The following is a 21,981-nucleotide window of genomic DNA, read 5'->3' on the forward strand; positions in this document are numbered from 1 at the left end:
CGCGCGAGGCCCAGTCCAGAATGTTCTTCAGCGCCGGCGCCAGCGAGTAGTTGTATTCGGGGCAGGCCAGCACCAGCGCATCGGCGCGCCCGATCTGTTCGAGCACGCGCACCACCGAGGCTGGCTTGTCCGTGATGTCGGCGTTGTAGAACGGAATATCCGTCAGGTCGGCCAGGTCCATTTCAACGCCAGCGGGCAGGCGGGTGGATGCCGCACGCAGCAGGCCCTGGTTGGTGGACTTGCGGCGCAGGCTACCGGCAATGCCAAGGAAATTCAGCGACATGAAGAACGACTCCGTCAGTGTTGGGACTGGCGAGAATAACGGACATTGGCCGGATCAAGAAGAGGCCTCGAGGACTAGGCCTTGCCAGCGCGAAAGCACCCCGCTTCATGGTCGTCGACCATGCCGGTGGCCTGCATGAAGGCGTAGCAGATGGTCGGGCCGACAAACTTGAAGCCGCGCTTGACCAGCGCCTTGCTCATCGCCTTGGACGCATCGGTCGCAGCGGGTGCATCGCGGTAGCTGTCCCAGCGGTTGACGATGGTCTTGCCACCGACAAACGCCCACAGGAATGCGTCAAGCGAACCCATTTCTTCCTGAAGCTCCAACACCTTGCGCGCGTTGATGACAGCGCCCTCGACCTTGGCCCGATTGCGCACGATGCCCGGATCGGCCAGCAGCTTTTCGATGCGTGCCGGCGTAAAGCCCGCCACGCGTGCCGCATCAAACCCCTCGAATACTTCCTGATAGCGCGCCCGCTTGCGCAGGATGGTTTGCCATGACAGCCCGGCCTGCGCCCCTTCCAGGATCAGCATCTCGTAGAGGTGACGATCATCGTGCGAGGGCACGCCCCACTCGGTGTCGTGGTACGCGATCATCAGCGGGTCTTCCCCCGCCCAGCAGCAGCGCGCCATCTCTTGTCTCCTAGATCCAGCCCGATTTGCGCAGCTTGCGATACAGCCACACGCAAGCGGTGGCCGTGCACGCCAGCACGATGGGATACCCCGCCGGATGCTCCAGCTCCGGCATGCCCTTGAAGTTCATGCCGTAGTTGCTGAACACCACGGTCGGAATTGCCAGAATAGCGCCCCACCCCGCCAGGCGCTTCACGATGTCGTTCTGCGTGACCGACACCAGCGCCACGTTTACGGAGATGGCCGTGGTCAGCATTTCGCGAATCACATCGAGTGCGCCCACCGCGCGATGCGCATGGTCGGCAATATCCCGAAAATACGCGCGCAGTTCTTTGGGGACCACGTCTTCATGCAGGCGCACAAGCTGACCGGCGATGTCTTCCACGGGCAGCGCGGCGTTGCGCAAGCGCAGAAGCTGGCGCTTGAGCGTATAGAGCCGCTCGATGGCCGCCCGATCGAACGTGTCGCCAAAGATCTGGCTTTCGATCTGCTCGAACTCTTCCTGCAGGCGTTCGAGCACTGGCTGATAGTTGTCGACCACAAAGTCCATCACCGCGTACAGCGCAAACGGTGCGCCCTTGGCCAGCAGTTGCGGCGTGCGCTCGCAGCGCTCGCGCACCGGCGAATACGACGCCGACGGCCCGTGCCGCACCGAGACAAGAAAGTCCCGGCCGACAAACAGGTGCGTCTCGCCAAAGACGACGTTGCCATCTTCCATCTGCGCGGTGTTCAGCACGATGAAGAGCACATCGCCGTACACCTCGAGCTTGGGCCGCTGGTGCGCGTTGCGCGCGTCTTCAATGGCGAGATCGTGCAGGCCGAATTCCTCCTGCACGCGGTCGAGCATCGCGTTGTCGGGCTCATGCAAACCGAGCCAGACAAACGAGCCCGGCGTGTGCAGCACGTCGCTGATGGCCTCGACGGACAGGTCGCGCTCGCGCTTGCCATTGCGGTACAGCGCGCTGTTGATCACCATGGACATGGTTGTCTCCGGAACGCATTCAGCGCGCATTAGCGGTCTGCGGGCTGATCTGCGGATTTGCTATCGGATGCGGTAGAGGCCGCTGCGGCCAGCGCAGGCACTTCTGCCAGGCGCGTTTCGATTTGCAAGAGCGCTTCGGACAGCGCGTGGACGAGATCGTCCGGCAGCCCATCGAGCGTGGCGTTGATGAAGGCGATGCGGCGCGGCATGCATTCGAGCACGACGGCCAGGCCGGCGTCTGACAGCGACACGTTGGTCAGACGGTTGTCGCGCGCGTCGGTTGTACGTTCAATCCAGCCGAGTTGCTCGAGCACCTTGAGTTGGCGGGTGAGCGCGCCCGGGTCCATCTGCAGACGCTCGGCGAGCTGCTTCTGGGCCATGCCGCCGCCGGTGTTGTCGTGCAGCGCCAGCAGGATGCGCCAGCGCGGCATTGGCTGGCCGACATGGGCCTCGAAGGCGGCCATGAACGCACGATAGGTGCGGCCAAACTGGTGCATGACGGCGAAGCGTTCGCGTTCAGAGGTCATCGATCAGGGCTGAGATTGCTGGGAAACCGCGCATGCTAACCGCTCCGGCGTGTCTCGCCTATTCCGTATGTTGCACAGGCTCGACATGGTGCAGCACCACGGGCGGCACCCGGCGCACATGCCAGAGGCCCATCAGCGCCGCCACCGTCGCCACGATGAGGCCGATATGGAGGGCACTCACCAGGACATGGCGCGCAGCTTCGAGCAGCGCCGCACCGTCGTGGCCGGCAGCATGCAACTGCGAGAGCAAGGCGGCTTGCGCGTCATGATCGATGAGAATTTCGGGATCGGCAAGCTGATGCAGCCACTGCGTCGCGCTGTCGGCGCTCAGTGCATTGGCAACGCCCGAGGCATAGCGCTCGCTCACCAGCGTGCCGACCAGCGCCGTGCCCACCATGCCGCCCACCATGCGCAGCGATTGCAGCAGCGCCGTGGCAATGCCCAGATGCGTACGGCCGGCCGTCTGCTGCGCAAACACGGTCAGATTGGGCAGCACGAAACCGAGGCCCAGGCCGGCCAGCAGCATCAGCAACGTCAGCACCGCATGCGGCATGTTGTTGGACGACACCGACATGCCCGCCACCGCCACCGTCAGCAGCGCAAAACCGGCATACAGCATGGCGTTGGGGTTGGGAATGCGCGTGACGAGACGCCCGTTGATGATGCTGCCCAGCGTGATGCAAACCACCAGCGGCGTAATCACCAAGCCGGCTTCCTGCGGCGACATGCCAAACCCACCCTGGAACAGCAACGGTGCGTAGAACAACACCGCAAACATCGAAAAACCCGACAGCAACGCCAGCATGAACAGCGCAGCCAGTGCGGGGTTGCGTAGCATGTCGAACGGCAGCAGCGGCTGCTCCGCACGCTGCTCCCACCACCACAGCGCCACAAACGCCGCAGCCGACAGCGCCAGCGAGCCGAACAGCGGCAGCGACAGGCCGTGCCGCGGCAGCCATTCGACGAACAACTGCAACGCGCCCAGCGCCACCGTGATCAGAACTGCGCCCTGCCAGTCCAGCCGGATACGTCCGGTGTGCACGTTTTGACGCAGATGCGGCAGGAAGCGCCAGGCAAACCACAGCCCCAGCACGCCGAACGGGATGTTCACGTAGAACACCGACCGCCACCCGAACGCCTGCGTCATCCACCCGCCCAGCGTCGGGCCGATTGCGTTGGCGATACCGAAAGAGGCGCTCAGCATCACCTGCCAGCGCAAGCGCACACGCGCATCGGGAAAGAGATCGGGAATGCATGCGTATGCCGTGCCGACCAGCATGCCGCCGCCGACACCCTGCAGCGCCCGCGACCACACCAGGAACGTCATGCTGCCTGCCATGCCGCACATGACCGACGCCAGCGTGAAGACCACGATGGACGCAATCACGAACGGCTTGCGCCCGTAAAAGTCGCCCAGGCGGCCAAAGATCGGCACCGTCACCACGGAGGTCAGCAGATACGACGTCGCCACCCAGGCATACAGCTCAAAGCCTTTGAGTTCGGCCACCACCGTCGGCAAGGCGGTACCGACCACGGTCTGGTCGAACGCCACCAGAACGACGACAAAGCAAATGCCGATCATCGCCAAAAGCGATTCCTTGAACGGCAAGACCTGGGTATGGGAATGTGGGAGCGCGGTGTGGACGGCCATGACGGGGAGCGGCAATATAAATGCTGCATCAACGATTGATTCGTCAATTAATAGTGTAGCGAAATCCTGGAAGGCTTGCTGCGCGTGATGTGGAAAGACACGCTGCTGCGCGGCGAAGACCCCATAAAGCTCGGCAACCACTGGGCCGCCTTCCTCAAGGACGAGCTAGCAGTTGCTGACCAGGCAAAGACGCACCAGGCATCACTCCCGCCGGGTAAGAGCCGAGACCTCATCGCGGAATTTTGAACGGCTCACCTCGCCATGGGCGTGGGGTACTGCAAGGGCCACGATATGTTCGTGGCCGCTTCCTTCGACCCCACCGTAGGCAACAAGGTGGTCGCGGGCGTGGATCGCGAGCCTGCGCGTCTGCTAGACGAAGCAGCGCGGTAAATCGCCAGGGAGAGCGCAGCGGTCTCCGCGAAAACTGCCGACTGAGATTTCGTCAGCCTCCACCGAGCAGAGCACCGGCATCGAGCAGGTCGACATCGCAGTGGGCCAGATCGAAGGAGTCACGCAGCAGAACGCGGCGATGGCGGAAGAGGCCTCTGCGGCGGCAAACGCCGTGGCCGAGCAGGCCGGTGCACCGCGCCGCGCCGTCTCCATCTTCAAGTTGGACGACGGCGCGATTGGCGTCTGAGCAAGCACGCGGCCGCTAGAACCGGTACCCCACCGACAGAAAACTCGCCAACGGGTTGATCCGCACCTTGGTCGTCGTTGTCACGGTGCCCACTGGCGCCTGCGTCGTCAGCGTTGCCTTGGTGGATAGCCACATATACGACACCGATGCGCCGATCGACCAATGGGCGTCGAGGTTGTACGTCAAGCCGGCATTGACGATGGGGGCGAACGATTTGCTGAGCGATGCCGTAGTCGGGCCGACCAACATGGAGCCCGTGGTTGGCGAGGCGAGAATCTGCCCGGTTGCCAACGGCCGGCTCAACTCGATATCCCGATACCAGACATAGCCAAGCCCCACGCCGAGGTACGGCCTCACGCGCGCATTCGGTTCACCAAAGTGGTATTGCACTTGCGCAGCCGGGCTCCATGCCCGGGCGGTGCCCAACTCACCAACCGGTGCGAGTGATCCGGTTCCGCTCAGGTGCAGCTTGGGCGGGACGCCCAGCACCGTTTCCAGGGCCACATGATCCGTGACGAAATACCGTGTGGTGAGCGCGAAGGTATTGGCGTTGGCCAGCGTCGACCCGCTGCCGGGCACCTCGGCCGATTGCCCGAGTGCATGCACCGTCAGCGGTTGGCTGGAATCTTGAGGGGCGAGATGCATCCAGCCTGCATTGACGACCCACTGCCCTGCCGATTGCGCATGGGCGAGCGAGGTCGCCGCGAGCGACAAGAGCATTGCCGCGCGTGTGTGCTTCATGTTGTCTCCGATTTTTCTAATGTAGGTACTGCAACTGCAGGAATGCGCCACCATGCGGCGCGGGGCACTTCGCCTGCTCACGCGACAGTGCGCAGGCGAGGAATTCCTCCTTCAGCCGGATCAGCCAGGACGCTGCTTCACCGGCACTTCAATCAATTGACGGAAAAGGGAAATGGAAAGCGGCCAAGCACTTCACGCGCGGCGGCAATCGATGCGCTGGCGTCGAGCCTGACCGACGCCACAAGCCCTCTGGATTTGTCTTCCGCCACTTCCAGAGCCTCAAAGGCGATACCCGCATCCTTGAGTGCTGCGGACAGGGCTTCACGCGTTTCACGGTGCCTGAGTGCGGGCTTGAAGATCTTGCCCACGGCGGTCAAAGGCATCGTTTCAATGATGTTGACCTGCCGGGGCAACGCCGCACGTTCGGCAATTTCCGCCTTCAGGAAGGCCAGCAGATCGGCTTCCGTGGCGGACGCACCGGCACGCAGTTGCACGTAGGCAACCGGCAGCTCGCCCGCATGCACATCGGGGCGCCCGACGGCGGCGGCAATCTGCACCGCAGGGTGGCGATGCAGCGGCGCTTCGATGGTGAGCGGATCGATGTTGTGACCGCCGCGGATAATCAGTTCCTTCTTGCGGCCCGTGAGCCAGAAGTAGCCCTGTTCATCCTGCCGCGCCAGGTCGCCGGTATTGAGCCACCGCCATCCATCGCCCGTATCGACCCAGAGCCCCTCGTTCTGCCCGGCCTGGCGGTAGCCCGAAAAGACGTTGGGGCCAGACACCACCAACACGCCCACCTCGTCTACAACGCAATCACGCAGATATGCCCCGCCCTCGTCCAGCACGACGGTCTTCATCTGCTGCATGGGCACGCGCAGGCCGATGGAGCCAAGGCGGCGCTCGCCCATCGGCGGGTTGACGCTGCTCACGCAGGTCGCTTCCGTCAGCCCATAGCCTTCGAGAATCTTGATGCCCGTCTGCTCCTGGAAGCGGCGAAAGACTTCGACCGGCATGGGCGCGGCGCCGCAGAGGCCGTATTCGAGCGATCGCACATCCCGCTCCCCGACGGGCACCTGCAGCAGCGAAGCGTAGAGCGTCGGCACGCCGCTGAAGAAGTTCACGCGATAGTGCTCGACGATCTCCCAGAAGCGCTGGATCACGCCGTCGCCGCGATAGCCCTGCGGCGTGCCGAGCACGACATGCGCGCCCCTGGAAAACGGCAGCAGCCCGGTCACCAGAACGCCATTGACGTGGAACAACGGCAAGCCGCAAAACACCACCTTGCCGGGGCCGATGCCCTCGCCCAGCACCTGCGCCGTGCTCCACGCGTTTGCGACTTCATTGCCATGGGTACGCATCGCGATTTTCGGCAAGCCCGTGGTGCCGCCGGTACAGAAGTACGAAGACGCATCTTGCGCAGCAATGTGCCGCCGGCTGTTCAGGCCATCACCACGCTGCGCCTGGATGGCGCTGTTGAAATCGTGGATGCGCACCGACACCGGGACTGCGCCATGCACGCCTTGCGGACCAAGCAATCGCAGCGCCTCGTTCTTTTGTATCTGCACGGCACATTGCGCCGCGGCATGCACACGGTCGGCCAGGTTGACCAGCACCAGGTGCCGCAGGCTCTTGATGGCGGGCAAGTGCGGCTGCAGCTTGACCCAGGTATCGGTGCCGGGAAACGGTGCCAACGTGACCAGCACCGACGCACCGGCGGCGTTGAGCAGTTCGGCCAGCGCGGGCCCTTCAAGCAGCGGATTGAACGCCGCGACGATACCGGCCGCCTGGCCGCCCCAGATCACGAAATGCGTTTCCGGCAGGTTGGGCAGCACAAACGCAATCACGCTGTCTTTCTTGACGCCGATGCTGTCGAAGAAATTTGCCGTCTGCGTGATGCGTTCAAGAAGCGCCGCGTAGCTCCACGTCTGCGGAGTGCGGTGGTCATTGACGCTCAGAAAGAAGCTCAATGCCGGCGCCTCCGGATTCACGCTGGCGCCGCGACGGATCATTTCGTATGTGCTCTGCGGAAGATCGGGCGGAAGACCCTGCCCTTCCACGGCTTCCACGTCTTGCAGGCTGGAAAAACCGGACATGGCGCTCACTCCTCGGCAACGATGTGATTGCGCTGCATGCCCAGATCGATCCGTCCGTCCGACGAGTGGATGCGTGCTTCCACCACGTCGCCAGGCTTCAGGTATTGAGGGCGCGCCGCCTGCACTTTCAGGAACATCTCCCACTTCGCCTTCTCGGGCAGCATCGCGGCCATCTTCTGCTTGGTTGGTGACGGCACGGACAGCGCGCAGCCTGCGGGTGTGCCGGTGGCCAGCAAATCGCCCGCTTCCAGGTCGTGCACGCGGGACAGCTCGGTCAGCGTCTCGGCCGGGCCGTAGACGAGGTTGGCTGTCGTGTCGTTCTGCCGCAGCTTGTCGTTGACGGTCAGCTTGAGCTGCAGGCTCCTGAGCGCAGAGATCTCGCGCGGTTCCAGCAGCGTGAGCCACGGGCCCACCGGCCCGAACGTACGGAACGACTTGCCCTTGTAGAACTGCATCTGGGGGATCTGGACGTCGCGCGCGGAATAGTCGTTCACGATCACGGCGCCCGCCACGTATTCGTGCAGGTTGTCGTCTGTCACGTCGACTGGCCCGTAAATCGCTTGGCGCATCACGAGGCCAAGCTCGATCTCGTAATCGAGAAACTGCACGCGCTTCGGTTTGATCACGTCGCTGTCGGCCGCAACGATACAGCTCGAAGCCTTGGTGAAGATCATGTTGTACGTCTTCACGTCGGGGTCCATGCCGGACTCGATCATGTGCTGGCGGTAGTTCGCGCCCTGGCAGATGAACTGCTGATTGCGCGTGACCGGAGACAGGAGCTTCACGGCAGACACCGCGATCGCTTCACCATCCAGCGAGGCAAGCTGGGCCAAGGTTGTATTGCGAACGAAGTCACCGGTCGTGGCATAGGTGCCAGGCACGGGCGTAATGCGTGTATCGCGGATCACGCCCCATTGGGTCTGATCCTGGTATTCAAAGCGAACGATATTGATGGACATAACAAAAGATGCGTTGGATGGGTGACGGCGGAGGGCGCTTGCGCTGCCTCAGGCAAAGATCCGGGCGAGCGTGACCAGCTTGCGCAGCGTCAGGTCGGGGCTGCGCCGCAGGTTACGGATGAGGGCCGCAATGGCCGCCGGCGTCAGCTTCGGCTTGGTGAAGCTGGCAGGCATCGACTGCCCCCACTGCGACATGGCCTCGCGGCTGACCGGGTGAATGCCGGTCGGCTGATCTGCGGTGAACAGGTCACCGTCGCAGTAGTGCTCGTGCTTGTCGCCCCACAGGTCTTGCCAGTAGTCGAAAATCTGGCTTCCGAGAATGTGCCGCCCCAACCCCCAGGCGTGCTTCCACCCCTGCTCGCGCAGCATGCGATGCCCCATGCCGACGGCATCGGCATCGATCAGTTCGAAGGCGCTGTGGCTGTACTTCGACACAAAACCCTGAGCCAGCGCGAGCGTGTGGTGGTCGGCCGGCATGTCGCCCAAATCGAGCCGCATGAATGCGACCGCAGGCGAGCCGTCCGGCAACACCTGCACGTCGCTCGGTATGAAACCGAAGTGCTGCGTGTACCAGGCGCAGGTGGCCTGAAAGTCGGCAAGCTCCAGAACGACATGCCCCAGGCGAATCACCTCGGGTGTACCCACGGGCGGCCGCTGCGTTTCGTTGATGCGCAAAGGGGCGTCCACCGAGTTGAGCGACAACGCTGAACGGTGCGGCAACTCGGTTGTCGGTGCCTGATCCGCAATGGCATCGACGCGGAAGCCGGACGGGTCGACGAGTCGCACGCGATAGCCACCACCCGGCCAATCCAACGGCTCCACGGTCGAGGCTCCGGGCAGCTTTGACAGGGCATCCAAGGCTGCGCGTCCGGCGACCTGCAACCCGAAGCCGGCAAACGCGGCCTTTGGCGCCTTGCGCACGACATAGCAGAACGGCGCCGGGCCGGTGCCGCGCAAGAGCAATGTCGATTCGTCGCGCTGCACCGTCACGAGACCAAAGTCATTGAGAAACCGCTCGGCGCGTTCGAGATCGGGCCGATCGAACATCAGGTAGGCGAGCGCCAACGCCTTGGTCGTCGGCTGCGGATGGCGTGCAGGCTGTGCTGTGGTGAGTTTCATGGCAAGACACTCAGGCGGATTGAACGGCGGCGGCAGTGGCGGGCACGGGCTCAGCTCGGCCGCCGAGCAGCGCCAGGCTCTCGTGAACGAGGCGGTCTACCTCGGCGGCTGGCCCGTCATGGACGACCGTGCGATCCGGGCGCACAACGGCCGCCCAGCCCACGGGCACCGCGTCGGGAAGGAACGTGCCGTTGAGGTCCTCCCAAACGCCGGGTACCCCACGGTGCAGAGGCTGCCCCCGATGCGCGATCCGAACGAACGTACCGCCCAGGCGTTCGAATGCCGCTGCCGTTGCGGGCTCCAGCGCGGCGCGGGCGTCGCAGCCGAAACTGACGAGCGTGTATCCGTGGCCGAGCACGTCGTCGCTCAGGCACATGTGGCCCTCCGCGTTCCTGACCCAGCCCTGCGGGATCACTCCACCACGCATCAGCTTGGTGGACGAGCATCCTTTGACGAACAGTCCGGTCTTGAACGCGTTCTTCGGCTTGATGCGCAACTCCTCGAATTGCGAACGCAGGCCCGGCACCAGCCGGGTCAAGCGCATCAAGCCGTGCGTCAACAGCGCGATGGGCGCACTGCGCGGCATCACCAGCTTGCCCATGAACCGCGCGAGATTGATCATGGCTTTCGCGTGCGGGCGGCGCTCCTCGTCGTAGGTGTCGAGAATCTGCGCATCCGCCCGCCCTTGGAGCACCCAGGCCAGCTTCCAGCTCAGGTTGGCGGCGTCCCGGAGTCCTGCGACCAGCCCTTGGCCAACAAACGGCGGGGTGATGTGCGCCGCATCACCAACGAGGAACACCCGGCCAACGCTGAACCGGTCGACGGTTCTGGCATGAAAGCGATAGACCGCCTTGCGTTCGATCGTGATGCTGTCAACGTCCGTCCACGGCGCCAGCAGCTCGCGAATACGGCTGTCCGATTCCATGTCGTCGCGGCTCTCGCCTGGCTGGAGCATGAACTCCCAACGCTCGCGCGCGCCTGGGGCGACCATGTGCGGCGTGGGGCGCCGGTGGTCGCAGAGAAATTCAACATGGTCGATCGGCTTGGGGACATGACGCGCATCGACAATGAGCCAATCCTCCGCGTACGTCGTGCCCCGGAATTCCTGCCCGATCAGGTGGCGCACGAGCGAACTCGCCCCGTCTGCACCCACCAGGTAGCGAGCGCGGACCCGGTGTACCTGCCCGCACCCGATATCCAGCGAAGCCAGTACGCCATCCGGCTGATTCGTGATGCTGAGCAGCGTGGTGCCGAGCGCGACATGCACATCACCGTGCGCTGCCAGGCGTGCGCGCAGACAGCGCTCCAGATCGGGCTGATAGAACGTGACGAGCTTCGGATGGCCATCCAGGCTGCCCAGCGTGTTGACACGCCCGAATTCGCCCAGCCAGGGCGAATGCATCCGGACGTGGGGAATGGCCACCGTTTCGAAATCACCTTCGCTGATGCCTGCCTGTTGCAGGATCCGCAAGGCTTCGTTATCCAGCGCAATGGCACGCGGGGCCATATAGATGTCGGGGGCCTTGTCGATCGCCAACACGCTCACGCCATGACGCGCCAGCAGATTGGCCACCATGGCCCCGACGGGGCCAAGCCCCACGACAAGGATGTCTATCTGAGATGGCAACTCACCTGCCCCCTGAGGGCATGCGCCATCCGCGACGCGTGAACTGGCACGCGCATGTGCTTTTGTCTCCACCGCTACTCCGTTTCTTTGTCTACGCCTCAGTCAGGCTTCTTCCGCCTTTTTTTGACATTAAAGTCATGCCTGATGATTTTGTCAATATCGACATTCGAATCTATAATTCCGGCCACGACAAGGACCACCAGACCATCATGGCCACCACCGAGACTCGCCGAACTCCGAAGCGCTCCGTTGCGAAGACGCCTACCCCTGCGGCGCCGGCCGCCGACGAGCGGGAGCCCCGTGGCGCACGGCGCAAGCGGGAAACGCGCGCGCGCTTGCTGGATGCCGCGCTTCGGCTCATGGCTGACCGGGGCATGGAGGGCGTTGCCATCAACGAAATTACCGAGGCCGCGGATGTGGGTTTCGGGTCGTTCTACAACCACTTCGAATCGAAAGAAGCCATCTACGCCGCGCTGGTGAGCGCCGTGTTCGAGGAGTTCGCCGATTCGCTCGACAAGCTGACGGAAGGGTTATCCGACGCGGCCGAGATCATTTCGGTATCGGTGCGGCATACGTTGGTCCGGGCGAGGCGCGAGCCTGTGTGGGGACGCTTCCTCATTCGGGAGGGCTTCTCGGCGCGCGTGCTGACGCACGGCCTCGGCCAGCGCCTGCTGCGCGATATTGAGCGCGGCATCGCGGCAAAGCGGTTTGTCGTGGCGGATCCGTTTATCGGATTCCTGTCGGTCGGCGGCACCGTGCTGACCGCCGTCTCGGCCGAACTCAACTTTCTGGCGCCCGACGCGCCGGCCGCGAATATCGTCAAAGAGCTGGGTTTCTCGGGGGAGCATTTCCCCGAACGCACGGCAGCGGCGCTGCTCCAGACGCTGGGGCTCAAGCGCGCTGAAGCCGAAAAAGTGGCCGCCCGACCGCTGCCCGTTGTAGAGACAGCCGACAGCGCAAGCTGACCTGAGCGCCCGCGTTGCAGCGCGGGCGTCTAGGCGACCCCCCTTACTTGCCGACGGTACTGGCCGCCGAATCCAGGCAACCTGGCATCGGTCGCGCCACGTCTGCCGGTGCGGCGGGGTATGCCAGCAGCGCCTCGGCCATCTGCGAAGCCAGCGCCTTCAGCGCGCGCCGATGGCCCTCTACCACGCCGTCAATACCGGCGGATACGACCTCCTGGACGACGCTGCGGCACGTCAGCAGTTGACGATCTTCCGCGGTGCGCATCGTCCAGACCGCATCGATCAGGACGTGCGAGCCGCGCCAAGCATCAAACCGCTGTACATCCACGGCCACGCGGTAGACGGGCCGTCTCCCATCGTATGGAAGGCCGTGCAGGTCCATCGCGCGGATCTGCAACGCCAGCCCGGACGACAGCGCCGCACGAATCTCATCAGCCACGGGCGAAGCCCAGCGGTCCATTTCCAGGATATCGACCTGGCCTGAACCGGCCTGGACGACCAGCCGCCTGCCCGCCACCGACGGCGGAACACGTACCGCCACCACATCGACGAGATACGTTCGCACAGGTGCCTGTGCCGGTGCGGACGCCGCAACGCCATCGGCATCGGCACCGAGCAAGCTATGAAAGCGCGCCGGCGGCGAGCTGCATGCTGCGAGCGCTGCGCAGGCAACCACGCCAGCAAGGGTGCGGCAAATTGGGAGCCACGACACCATCACCGCGCATCTCCTTTCTTGCCAAACAGCAGCGATTCCGGATGGCGTTCCAGATAGTCCGTCAGCGCATTGAGCGATTGAAGCGTGCGCGTCAGTTCCTGCATCGCCTCGTGCACATCCGACTGGAGCGGGGAATCCTGCCGCAAGGTTGCCTGCGCTGCGTTGAAGGTCTGCTGTGCAGACGCCAGTGTGTCCCGCGCCTGAGGCACCACTTCGGTATCCAGATGACCGAATAGGCGGTTTGCATTTTCGAGCGCGCCGTTCAGGTTGCTGCCGATCTTGTCGAACGGCACCTGGTTGAGCTTCTTCGCGATGTCGGCAAGCTGCACCTGCAATTCATCAAGCGAGTTCGGAACCGTCGGCAACTCCACCGGCGACCGATGGACATCGACCGTCGCACGCGGTGCCTTGGGGAACATGTCGAGCGCAACGTACAACTGACCCGTCAGCAGGTTGCCCATGCGAAGCTGCCCACGCAGCCCCTGCATGACCAAGTGCTGCAGCATTTCATGACCGCCCGGCGTGTCGGGCGCAGGAAGCGAGGTGTTGCTGCGCCGGCTGAGCCGCGACGGATACAGCGCCATCACAACACGCATGCTGAACGTTTTCGCCGCCTCGTCGTACTCGATGCCGATGTCGGTGACGTTGCCCAATGCAATGCCGCGCAAATCCACAGGTGCGCCGACAGACAGACCGCGCAGCGACTGGTTGAATCGCATGACCACAGTAAGCGGCGCACCGTCGGGCTCGCGCATCGCATCCGCTTCATCGGACGCCAACTGAAACACAGTGCTGTCCGGCGGCGGTGGCCCATCCGCCTGGCCCTGCGGCGACTGAAACGCCAGCCCGCCAACGATGACGGTGGCCAGCGATTGCGTATTCAGCTTCAGGCCGCTGGAATCGAGCCGGAGGTCGACCCCGCTGGCATGCCACCAGCGCGTGTTGGTCCCGACGTATTTGTCGTAGGGTGCGTTGACGAAGACTTTCACCTGCACGCCCCCGCCCTGCTTGTCCAACGCAAAGCCCACCACTTGCCCCACTTGCAGATGGCGATAGAAGACCGGCGCGCCGATATCGACGGAACCGAGCGAATCGCCGTGCAGCGAGAACTGGCGTCCCTGCTGATCCGTGGTGACGGAAGGCGGACTCTCCAGCCCCACGAACTGGGTCTGGCTGTCTTTGGAATGCCCAATATCCACGCCGATATACGCGCCGGAAAGCAACGTGCCCAGCCCGGATATGCCGCTCGCGCCCACACGCGGTCGGACCACCCAAAACCGGGTGTCCTTGGCCGCAAAGCGCTCGGCTTCGCGCGCCAGCTGAATCTTCACCATCACGCGTTTCAGATCCGGTGTGAGCGAGATGGCTTGTATCGTGCCGATCTCGACGTCCTTGTACTTCACCTTGGTCTTGCCTGCCTCAAGGCCCTCGGCATTGGAAAAGGTGACGGTCACGACAGGGCCTTTCTCGGCGATGGTCTTGGCAACCAGCGCAAGCCCGATCAACGCCGCGATCAGCGGCACGAGCCACACAATGGAAGGGAGCCAACGCCGTGGAGGCGTGATCTCGGGAAGAGGTAGATCGATAGAACGCATTGCTTACAAGGAAGAGAAGACGGACGGACGGACGGAGTGCGCGAGACCCGCTCAGGAATCGTCGTGCGCGGGTGCTTCGTCGGGGATCGGGTCCCAGATAAGCCGGGGGTCGAATTGCATGGAGGCGATCATCGTCAGGATCACCACAGCGCCAAAAGCCAGTGCCCCCGGGCCCGCGGTGATGACAGCGAAGGAGCCGAAGTGCACCAGTGCAACCGTGAGCGCCACCACGAACACATCGAGCATCGACCACCTGCCGATGCGTTCGACAAGGCGATAGAGCCGTGTCCTTTCGTGCGGACGCCACGTGGAGCGCCGATGTGCCGCGAATACCAGCAGCGCAAGAATGGCGAGCTTGAGCATCGGCACCACCACGCTTGCAATAAAGACGACCGCAGCGAGGCCCCAGTCGCCGGAGGTCCAGAAGTACGCCACCCCGCTCAGGATCGTGTCGTCTTCCGAGCGCCCGAGTGAGGTGCTGTGCATCACCGGTAGCAGGTTGGCCGGGATGTACAGCAGCGCGGCAGCCAGGAGCAATGCGGCAGTGCGCGAAACGCTGGCCGGGCGGCGTTCGTGCAAGGCCGTATGGCAACGACGGCACTGCGGATGCGACCCGACGCCATCCAGCTGTTGCACGCTGCCGCACGTGTGGCAGACCACCAGCCCCGCCTGCTTTGCGGAGAGGGCCTGCAGCGAGTCCGCCACGACCGGTTCTTTCAACGACCAGCCAGTTCGCAGTTCGCCAGACGGCGCTGCGCCATCCCCACCCTCAATCTCGTCGCACGCATGCCAGAGCCTGTGCGGATCGAAGCGCGAAACCAGCGCCAGCAGCACCGTCAACGCGCCGAATGCAAACAGGCCTGCACCGGGAATCACGCGCGCGAGGCTGATCATCTTGACCGTCGTGACCAGCACGCCGAGCATGAACACTTCGATCATTCCCCAAGGGCGAAGCCATTGGAGAAAGCGGATGACGAGGCGAAATCCGGGCGGCACACTGCCCGCGCGCAACGGAAGCAACACGTAAAGCAACGCGAGCAATTCCATCGAGGGAAAAAGCGTGGTGGTGAAAAACACGACCGCAGCCACGACGCCCATGTGTCCCGCCCAAAGTGAGGACACTGCGTCAAGCAACGTGGCTTGCGACGTCATCCCCTGGGCCTTGAGGGCAATGATCGGGAAGCATTGCGCGATCACCAGCGTAATGAGCGCAGCCACCGCCATCGCAGCTGCGTTGTCGAGTGTCGGCCGGGCGAGATGGGCGCTGCTCAGGTCGCTCGCACAACGCGAGCATCGGACGTTCAAGCCTTCCAACGGCGGCGGCCGCCGAAACACGCGGTCGCACTCATGGCAGGCAATCAGGTGGGTGGATTCCATGGGCGTGGACGGAGCCAATCGGCATTGCGGGCGAAGCACGGCACTCCACGCGAGTCGCGTGGAGGCCGAGCCCATCCAAAGGCAATGTCAGTCCTTGGCGATCGTCTGGACAGTGTTTGCGGGCAGTTCACCCATGGCCTGCAGCAAGGCAGCCGTGTCGCTCATGCGCCGGCTGGTCGCACGCACGGTGTCGAGTTGCGCATTCAGGTACTGCACCTCGCTCGACTGCTCCGCAGATGCGGGCAGCGCCCCCAAGCGGCGGCGCGAAGCGGTCTCGTTGAAGGCCGTACGCGCAGCCGTCGAAGCCACTTCTGCTGAGGCGAGCGTCTGTGCATCGTTCTCCAGCGCGGCGAGCGTGTCGGCAACGTTTTCAAATGCCGACAAGACCGCCGACTTGTACTGCAGGACCGTTGCGTCATACAGCTCGAGCGTGGCGCGGCGGTGCGCCATCAAGGCGCCGCCGTGGAAGATCGGCTGACTCAGCCCGGCGCCCACGGCCCATAAGCCGCCCGCCCCCGACAGCAGCGCAGGCCAGCTCAACCCACCCCGACCAAGCGAGGCTGTGAGTGACAGGCTCGGGAAAAGCTGTGCGGTGGCCTCGCCTGCGTCTGCAGACGCTGCCCTGACCGCAGCAGCGGCGGCGCGGATATCCGGCCGGGCACGGAGCAGATCCGAGGGTACGGCTACAGGCACCTGGTTCGGCAGCGAAAGGCTGCTGAACTCGGGTACCGCCGGCGCTGCATCCGGTGTGCGGCCCAGCAACACGGCCAACGCGTGGATCGACACCGCACGCTGTTGACGCAACTGCGGCAGCGTCGCCGCCAGCGATGCGGCGCTCTGCGTCGATGCCAGCGCCTGCGCATGCGAGAGCGCCCCCAGCTCGTACCGCCGCAGGCTGTCTCGCGCCGTCGCGTCTGCCACCACAACAAGACGTTCGGTCAAGGCGATCTGCTGGTCCAGCGCGGCCGCGTTGATCACGGCGCCGACAATATTCGCCGCGAGGGCACGCCGTGCTGCCTCCAGTTCGCAGCCACGCACATCCACCCGCGCCGCGCTCGCGGCATTGGCATAGCGCGTGGCACCGAACAGGTCGAAGGTGTAATGCGCCTGTAACTGGCCAACAAACACGTTGTAGCGCAGCGCTTCGGGGCCCACGCCCGTGAGGTTCGGCGTGCGCTGGCGTGCCACCTGCGCCCCGGCGTCCAGGGACGGCAATGTTGATGCACCCACCTGCGCACGCAGTTCCTCCTGGGCGGCGGACAAGGTCTTCTGCGTTGCAGCCAGCGTGGGGTTATTGCGCAGTCCTTCTTCCACCAACGCGTTCAGCGCATCGGAGCGATAGAGCTTCCACCATTGCGGCACCGGCGCGGCGCCCACATCAAACTGCTGGGCAACGCCGGCCGCTTCCACCGTCTTGGCAGGCTGCGTGGTTAAACCGTAATGGTCCGGCGAAGGCGTGGCAGGCGGCACGGCAGTAGGCGCCACGGAGCACGCCGTGAGAGCGAGCACCGACGTTGCGACAAGCGCGCACGTCATACGAGAGCGTTTCATGATCAATTCTCCAGGGCGGCAGTGCCGGCCGAAGGCAGGTCCCGTTCGTCCGGGCGCACCTTGAAACACGCGGCATACAGCGCCGGCAGGAAAAAGATGGTCAGTACCGTGGCGATGGTGATGCCGCCCATCAGCGCGGTGGCCATCGGCCCGAAGAAGCCCGAGCGCAGCAGCGGGATCAGCGCCAGCACGGCGGCAGCGGCCGTCAACATGATGGGCCGGAAGCGCCGCACCGTTGCGCCGATGATGGCGTCGAAGCGCTTTTGGCCCGCCGCGATGTCCTGGTCGATCTGGTCCACCAGGATCACGGAGTTGCGCATGATGATCCCGAACATGGCGATCACCCCGAGCAGCGCCACGAACCCGAATGGCTTGCCGAACAGCAGCAGCGCCGTCACCACGCCAATCAGCCCCAGCGGAGCGGTCAACACGACAATGAACGTGCGCGAGAAGCTCTTGAGCTGGATCATCAGCAGCGTCAGCACGGCAATGATCATCAGGGGCATCTCGGCATTGATCGACGTCTGGCCCTTCACACTCTCTTCCACCGCGCCGCCAATCTGGATGCGATACCCCACGGGCAGCTTGGCGCGTTCTGCGGCCAGGGCCTGATCGATGTCATGCGTCACGCCGATGCCCTGCGCGTTGCCGCGCACGTCTGCCTGCACCGTGATGGTCGGCTGGCGATCGCGTTCCCAGATCACGCCGTACTCGAGCTTGTTCTGCACATGCCCAATCGCACCGAGCGGAACCGGGCCGTTGGGCGTCGGCATGGCCAGGCCGGCGAGCTTGGCGGGGTCGACACGTTCCGTCTTCGGTGCACGCAGATCGACGTTGATCAGCTTGTCACGTTCGCGATACTGCGTGACCGTGTAGCCGGACAGCGTCATGGCGAGGAAGTTGGAGACATCTTCCGACGTCACCCCAAGCTGGCGCGCCTTGATCTGGTCGATCTCGAACGACATCGAACGTTCTGCCGGTTCATCCCAGTCGAACTGCACGTTTTGGGTGCGCGCGTCGGCACGGACCTTCTCGGCCACCTTGTCAGCGATGTTGCGCACGGTGGCAATGTTGTCGCCGCTCACACGGAACTTGATCGGGAAGCCCACGGGCGGGCCGTTCTCGAGTTGGGCCACACGGGTGCGAACGCCGGAGAAATCCTTCTCAAGCGTGGCGCTGAGCCAGCGCGAGAGCGCATCGCGTTCTTCAACGTTCTTGGCCGTGATCACGAACTGGGCGAAGTTCGGCTGCTGAAGCTGCTGGTCCAGCGGCAGATAGAAGCGCGGGGCGCCGGTGCCGACGTAATCGACAAAGTGTTCGATCTCTTTTCGGCCATCCAGGGCTTTCTCCAGACGTTTTGCCTCGCGCAGCGTGGCGTCAAACGACGCCCCTTCCGGCAAGCGAAGGTCCACCAGCAGTTCGGGCCGTTCCGAGTTCGGGAAGAACTGCTGGGGCACAAGGGTGAAAGCTGCCATGGCCAGCGCAAACAGCAAGGCAGTCACACCCAGGACCGCCCATCGGCGCCCGATGCAGAACGAGATCCACCCCGACAGGCGCTGATAAAAGCCGGTGTTGTAGATATCGTGGTCATGGCCATGTTCAGAAGCGCCGTTCTTGTGCTCGAGCAGCATGTGATAGCCCAGCAGCGGTACCAGGACCACGGCAGCAAACCACGAAACGATCAGCGAGATGGCCGACACCTCGAAGATCGAGCGCGTGTACTCGCCCGTGCTCGACTTGGCCAGCGCGATCGGGAGGAAGCCGGACACCGTCACCAGCGTGCCAGTCAACATCGGGAATGCCGTGCTCGAGTAGGCGAAAGCAGCGGCGCGCAAGCGGCTCCATCCCTGCTCCAGCTTCACGGCCATCATCTCGACGGCAATAATCGCGTCATCAACAAGCAAGCCGAGTGCAAGCACGAGTGTGCCCAGCGAAACCTTGTCCAAACCAATACCGAACATGTGCATGCACAGCGCCGTGATGGCCAGCACGATCGGGATGGAGATCACTACCACCATGCCGGTGCGCAGGCCCAACGACACAAGGCTGACCACCAGAACAATCGCCACGGCTTCACCAACCGACCTCACGAACTCGTCCACCGAGTGCTTGACGGCATGCGGCATGCTGGAAACCGCAGACAGCTTCAGCCCTGCCGGCAGCGTCGCCTGCAGTTCGCCCGCCGTGGCGTCGAGCGCTTTGCCGAGGTCGATCACATCGCCGCCCTTCTGCATCGTCACGCCAATGCCAAGCACTGCACGGCCGTTGGTGCGCATCTGCGTCACGGGCGGGTCGTCATAGCCGCGGGTGATCTTGGCGATATCGCCCAGCCGGAAGGTCCGCTTGTTCACGGTGATCAACATGTCGGACAGCGCCTGCACATCCTTGAACGCGCCGGTCGGTCGTACGAATACGCGGTCATCGGCGGTCGTGATCGTGCCGACCGGTGCCACGGTGTTCTGTGCGTCGATGGCCTGTGCGATCTGCTGCGGCGTGATGGCGAGCCGGGTCAGTTGCGCATTGGAGATTTCGATGAAGACGTGCTCCGCCGGATCACCGAAGTAGTCCACCTTGGCGACGCCCGGCACGCGCAGCAGGACGGTGCGCAGCTTGTCTGCATAGTCGTGCAGTTGTGCCGGCGAGAAGCCGTCGCCTTCGAGCGCGTAGATGTTGGTGTAGACATCACCGAACTCATCGTTGAAGAACGGTCCGACCGTGCCCTTGGGCAACGTCGCGCGGATGTCGCCCACTTTCTTTCGCACCTGATACCAGGTCTCCGGCACGTCCTTCACGGGGGCGGCGTCTTTCATGGCGAAGAAGATCATCGACTCGCCGGGACGCGAGTAGCTCTTGATGTTGTCGACATACGGTGCAGCCTGAAGCTGGCGCCCGATGCGGTCGGTAATTTGCTCCTGGACTTCGCGCGCAGTTGCACCCGGCCAGTATGTCTGGATCACCATTGTCCGGAAGGTGAACGGCGGATCTTCAGACTGTGCAAGATGTGTGTAGCCAATGACGCCAAAAAGCGTCGCCAGGCCGATCAGGAAGATCACCAGCTGCTGGTGGCGTAGTGCCCAGGCCGACAGGTTGAAGCCGCCCTCGTCCGCCTGAGATGCAGACGCCGTAACCGGGGCCGTGCCTCGCACGGTTTCGCGATCATCGGCGCTCATGATGCAAAGTCCTCAGGGTGCAGCGGGGCAACCACTTGTACGTGTTGACCGGCATTGACGGCATGCACGCCCTGCATCACTACGCGATCACCGTCGTGCAAGCCGGAAGCGACCAGCACGCTGCGCTCGTCGTAACGCGCGATGGTGACGGGGCGCAATTCCAAGGTATCTGTGTTCGCGCGCACCACCCAGACCGCAGGCTCTTCGCCACGGTGAAAGAGTGCGGTGACGGGCAGCTTGAACGGGCGCGAGGCTCCCGCCTCGCCCGTGGCATCGAAGGCGATATTGGCGGTCATGCCCATGCGCACCGCTGCGTTTGGCGCCACGAGCGACAGCTTGACGCGCCACGTACGGCTTTGCGGATCGGCCGTCGGCGATACCTCGCGCACGCGCGCCTCGAAGCTTTGCGAAGGCGCGGCGGGGAGGCTCACGCGAGCCTTGCTTCCGACGGTCAGCGAGGACAGCGCGCTCTCCGGTGCATCGCAAACGATGTCGACGTCACCCGTCCAATCGAGGTGATAGATCGATTGACCCGCCTGGACATTCTGGCCGGTGTCCGCATCTTCCGAGGTGATGACGCCATCGTGGTCGGCCACCAGCGTTGCGTAGCGCAGGCGATCGCCAACGAGTGCGGCCTGTGCCCGCGCGGAATCGCGTTGCGCAAGCGCGGATGCGTAGGCGTCCTGCGTCTGCTCCATCTGCGCCGGCGCAATCAGGTTCGCCTGCGACTGCGCACGGTCGCGGTCAAGCTGTTGCTTGGCGTAGACCAGCCGGTGTTCAGCGGCTTCCAGTTGCGCCCGTGCGTTGGCGAGGTCGTTGCGCAGATCAGCCTGGTCGAGCATCGCCAGCACCTGACCTTGCTTGACGGTATCGCCGATGCGCACGCGGCGCTCGACCACTTTGCCGGCAACACGGAACGACAGCGGCGTGGAGTACCGCGCCTGCACTTGCCCCGGCAGTGTGTTGGCGACGGCGTTGCCGTCCGGGTGCAGCGTCAGCGCAACGACCGGTTTGGGCGCGCTGACCAGGGTTTCGCTGTGGTGGCAGCCCGCGAGCAGCACAGCGCAGCAGGCGGCAATGACAAGAGGCGCTCGTTTGGAACGCCCGACGACGGACAAGTGGGGGCGCGCTGTCGTTTGCGCATGACGACCAGGATGTTTCACGATGTTTCCAAGCAAGTGATGGCCTAACGAACAATGGGTAACGCACATCCCGCAGCCGCGCTTCTTCTGCGCGGTCGGCTCTCGGGCTACGCGTCACGGAACTCGGATGTCGGGTACGCGAGTCGCCTGTCTCCACGGCGTTCAGGAACCACTTCTCGGCGAATGGCTGCACTCAGCCGGCAAGCAACGGCGGA

General features: G+C 64.0%; 19 protein-coding genes. 3 read left to right on the top strand and 16 right to left on the bottom strand.

Annotated features, from left to right (window positions below; genetic code table 11):
• From BEK68_RS20165 to BEK68_RS20185, 5 genes are all read right to left on the bottom strand, one after another.
• The coding region (locus tag BEK68_RS20165) for an NADPH-dependent FMN reductase (protein ID WP_139111369.1) at nucleotides 1-283 on the bottom strand (283 nt) is incomplete at its 3' end.
• Nucleotides 284-357: 74 nt separating this feature from the next.
• Nucleotides 358-915: a DNA-3-methyladenine glycosylase I gene (locus BEK68_RS20170; protein ID WP_024541885.1), complete on the bottom strand. Its 558-nt coding sequence runs from the start codon at nucleotides 913-915 to the stop codon at nucleotides 358-360.
• Between the two features lie 10 nt (nucleotides 916-925).
• Nucleotides 926-1,897, bottom strand: coding sequence for a magnesium and cobalt transport protein CorA (locus BEK68_RS20175; protein ID WP_009239793.1), 972 nt, complete (start codon nucleotides 1,895-1,897; stop codon nucleotides 926-928).
• 29 nt (nucleotides 1,898-1,926) lie between these two features.
• The gene (locus tag BEK68_RS20180; protein ID WP_024541884.1) at nucleotides 1,927-2,424 is read right to left on the bottom strand and encodes a MarR family winged helix-turn-helix transcriptional regulator; all 498 of its coding nucleotides are present in this window, start codon (nucleotides 2,422-2,424) and stop codon (nucleotides 1,927-1,929) included.
• Nucleotides 2,425-2,482: 58 nt separating this feature from the next.
• Nucleotides 2,483-4,075 (bottom strand): MFS transporter, encoded by a 1,593-nt coding sequence (locus tag BEK68_RS20185; RefSeq protein ID WP_024541883.1) that lies wholly within the window; start codon nucleotides 4,073-4,075, stop codon nucleotides 2,483-2,485.
• Nucleotides 4,076-4,159: 84 nt separating this feature from the next.
• On the opposite strand from BEK68_RS20185, the gene BEK68_RS26595 reads away from it, so the two are divergent.
• Entirely contained in the window at nucleotides 4,160-4,321 is a 162-nt protein-coding gene (locus tag BEK68_RS26595) for a hypothetical protein (RefSeq protein WP_238563842.1), read from the top strand.
• Nucleotides 4,322-4,565: 244 nt separating this feature from the next.
• Nucleotides 4,566-4,712 (top strand): hypothetical protein, encoded by a 147-nt coding sequence (locus BEK68_RS26600; RefSeq protein WP_200868562.1) that lies wholly within the window; start codon nucleotides 4,566-4,568, stop codon nucleotides 4,710-4,712.
• Nucleotides 4,713-4,727: 15 nt separating this feature from the next.
• Here the strand turns inward: BEK68_RS26600 and BEK68_RS20190 are convergent, their stop codons facing one another.
• The 5 genes from BEK68_RS20190 to BEK68_RS20210 all read right to left on the bottom strand — a co-directional run bounded on the left by BEK68_RS20190 (nucleotide 4,728) and on the right by BEK68_RS20210 (nucleotide 11,323).
• The gene (locus BEK68_RS20190) at nucleotides 4,728-5,453 is read right to left on the bottom strand and encodes an OmpW/AlkL family protein (protein WP_009239796.1); all 726 of its coding nucleotides are present in this window, start codon (nucleotides 5,451-5,453) and stop codon (nucleotides 4,728-4,730) included.
• A 152-nt stretch (nucleotides 5,454-5,605) separates the two neighbouring features.
• On the bottom strand, nucleotides 5,606-7,546 hold the full coding sequence (locus tag BEK68_RS20195) for an acyl-CoA synthetase (RefSeq protein WP_024541882.1): 1,941 nt from the start codon (nucleotides 7,544-7,546) through the stop codon (nucleotides 5,606-5,608).
• Between the two features lie 5 nt (nucleotides 7,547-7,551).
• Nucleotides 7,552-8,505 carry a fumarylacetoacetate hydrolase family protein gene (locus BEK68_RS20200; protein ID WP_024541881.1) on the bottom strand — a complete coding sequence of 318 codons (954 nt, stop codon included), beginning with the start codon at nucleotides 8,503-8,505 and terminating at the stop codon, nucleotides 7,552-7,554.
• Between the two features lie 48 nt (nucleotides 8,506-8,553).
• Complete coding sequence (locus BEK68_RS20205; protein ID WP_024541880.1) at nucleotides 8,554-9,624, bottom strand: VOC family protein; 1,071 nt, start codon at nucleotides 9,622-9,624, stop codon at nucleotides 8,554-8,556.
• Nucleotides 9,625-9,634: 10 nt separating this feature from the next.
• The gene (locus BEK68_RS20210; RefSeq protein ID WP_024541879.1) at nucleotides 9,635-11,323 is read right to left on the bottom strand and encodes a bifunctional 3-(3-hydroxy-phenyl)propionate/3-hydroxycinnamic acid hydroxylase; all 1,689 of its coding nucleotides are present in this window, start codon (nucleotides 11,321-11,323) and stop codon (nucleotides 9,635-9,637) included.
• Between the two features lie 137 nt (nucleotides 11,324-11,460).
• Here BEK68_RS20210 and BEK68_RS20215 point away from each other — a divergent pair, with 137 nt between their 5' ends.
• The gene (locus BEK68_RS20215) at nucleotides 11,461-12,216 is read left to right on the top strand and encodes a TetR/AcrR family transcriptional regulator (RefSeq protein WP_024541878.1); all 756 of its coding nucleotides are present in this window, start codon (nucleotides 11,461-11,463) and stop codon (nucleotides 12,214-12,216) included.
• A gap of 43 nt (nucleotides 12,217-12,259) precedes the next feature.
• Here the strand turns inward: BEK68_RS20215 and BEK68_RS20220 are convergent, their stop codons facing one another.
• From BEK68_RS20220 to BEK68_RS20245, 6 genes are all read right to left on the bottom strand, one after another.
• Nucleotides 12,260-12,931, bottom strand: a complete 672-nt coding sequence (locus BEK68_RS20220) for a PqiC family protein (RefSeq protein WP_024541877.1) — start codon at nucleotides 12,929-12,931, stop codon at nucleotides 12,260-12,262.
• Entirely contained in the window at nucleotides 12,931-14,526 is a 1,596-nt protein-coding gene (locus tag BEK68_RS20225; RefSeq protein ID WP_024541876.1) for an intermembrane transport protein PqiB, read from the bottom strand. Before BEK68_RS20225 ends, BEK68_RS20220 begins: the two co-directional genes overlap by 1 nt.
• Before the next feature lie 51 nt (nucleotides 14,527-14,577).
• Nucleotides 14,578-15,903, bottom strand: coding sequence for a paraquat-inducible protein A (locus BEK68_RS20230; protein WP_024541875.1), 1,326 nt, complete (start codon nucleotides 15,901-15,903; stop codon nucleotides 14,578-14,580).
• Between the two features lie 87 nt (nucleotides 15,904-15,990).
• Nucleotides 15,991-17,454, bottom strand: coding sequence for an efflux transporter outer membrane subunit (locus BEK68_RS20235; RefSeq protein ID WP_024541874.1), 1,464 nt, complete (start codon nucleotides 17,452-17,454; stop codon nucleotides 15,991-15,993).
• Nucleotides 17,455-17,456: 2 nt separating this feature from the next.
• Nucleotides 17,457-20,624, bottom strand: coding sequence for an efflux RND transporter permease subunit (locus BEK68_RS20240; RefSeq protein WP_024541873.1), 3,168 nt, complete (start codon nucleotides 20,622-20,624; stop codon nucleotides 17,457-17,459).
• Nucleotides 20,621-21,787 carry an efflux RND transporter periplasmic adaptor subunit gene (locus BEK68_RS20245; RefSeq protein WP_024541872.1) on the bottom strand — a complete coding sequence of 389 codons (1,167 nt, stop codon included), beginning with the start codon at nucleotides 21,785-21,787 and terminating at the stop codon, nucleotides 20,621-20,623. The genes BEK68_RS20240 and BEK68_RS20245 overlap by 4 nt, the downstream gene beginning before the upstream one ends.
• Nucleotides 21,788-21,981 lie beyond the last annotated feature (194 nt).

The organism is Ralstonia pickettii (genome assembly GCF_001699815.1).
Classification (GTDB): Bacteria; Pseudomonadota; Gammaproteobacteria; order Burkholderiales; family Burkholderiaceae; genus Ralstonia; species Ralstonia thomasii.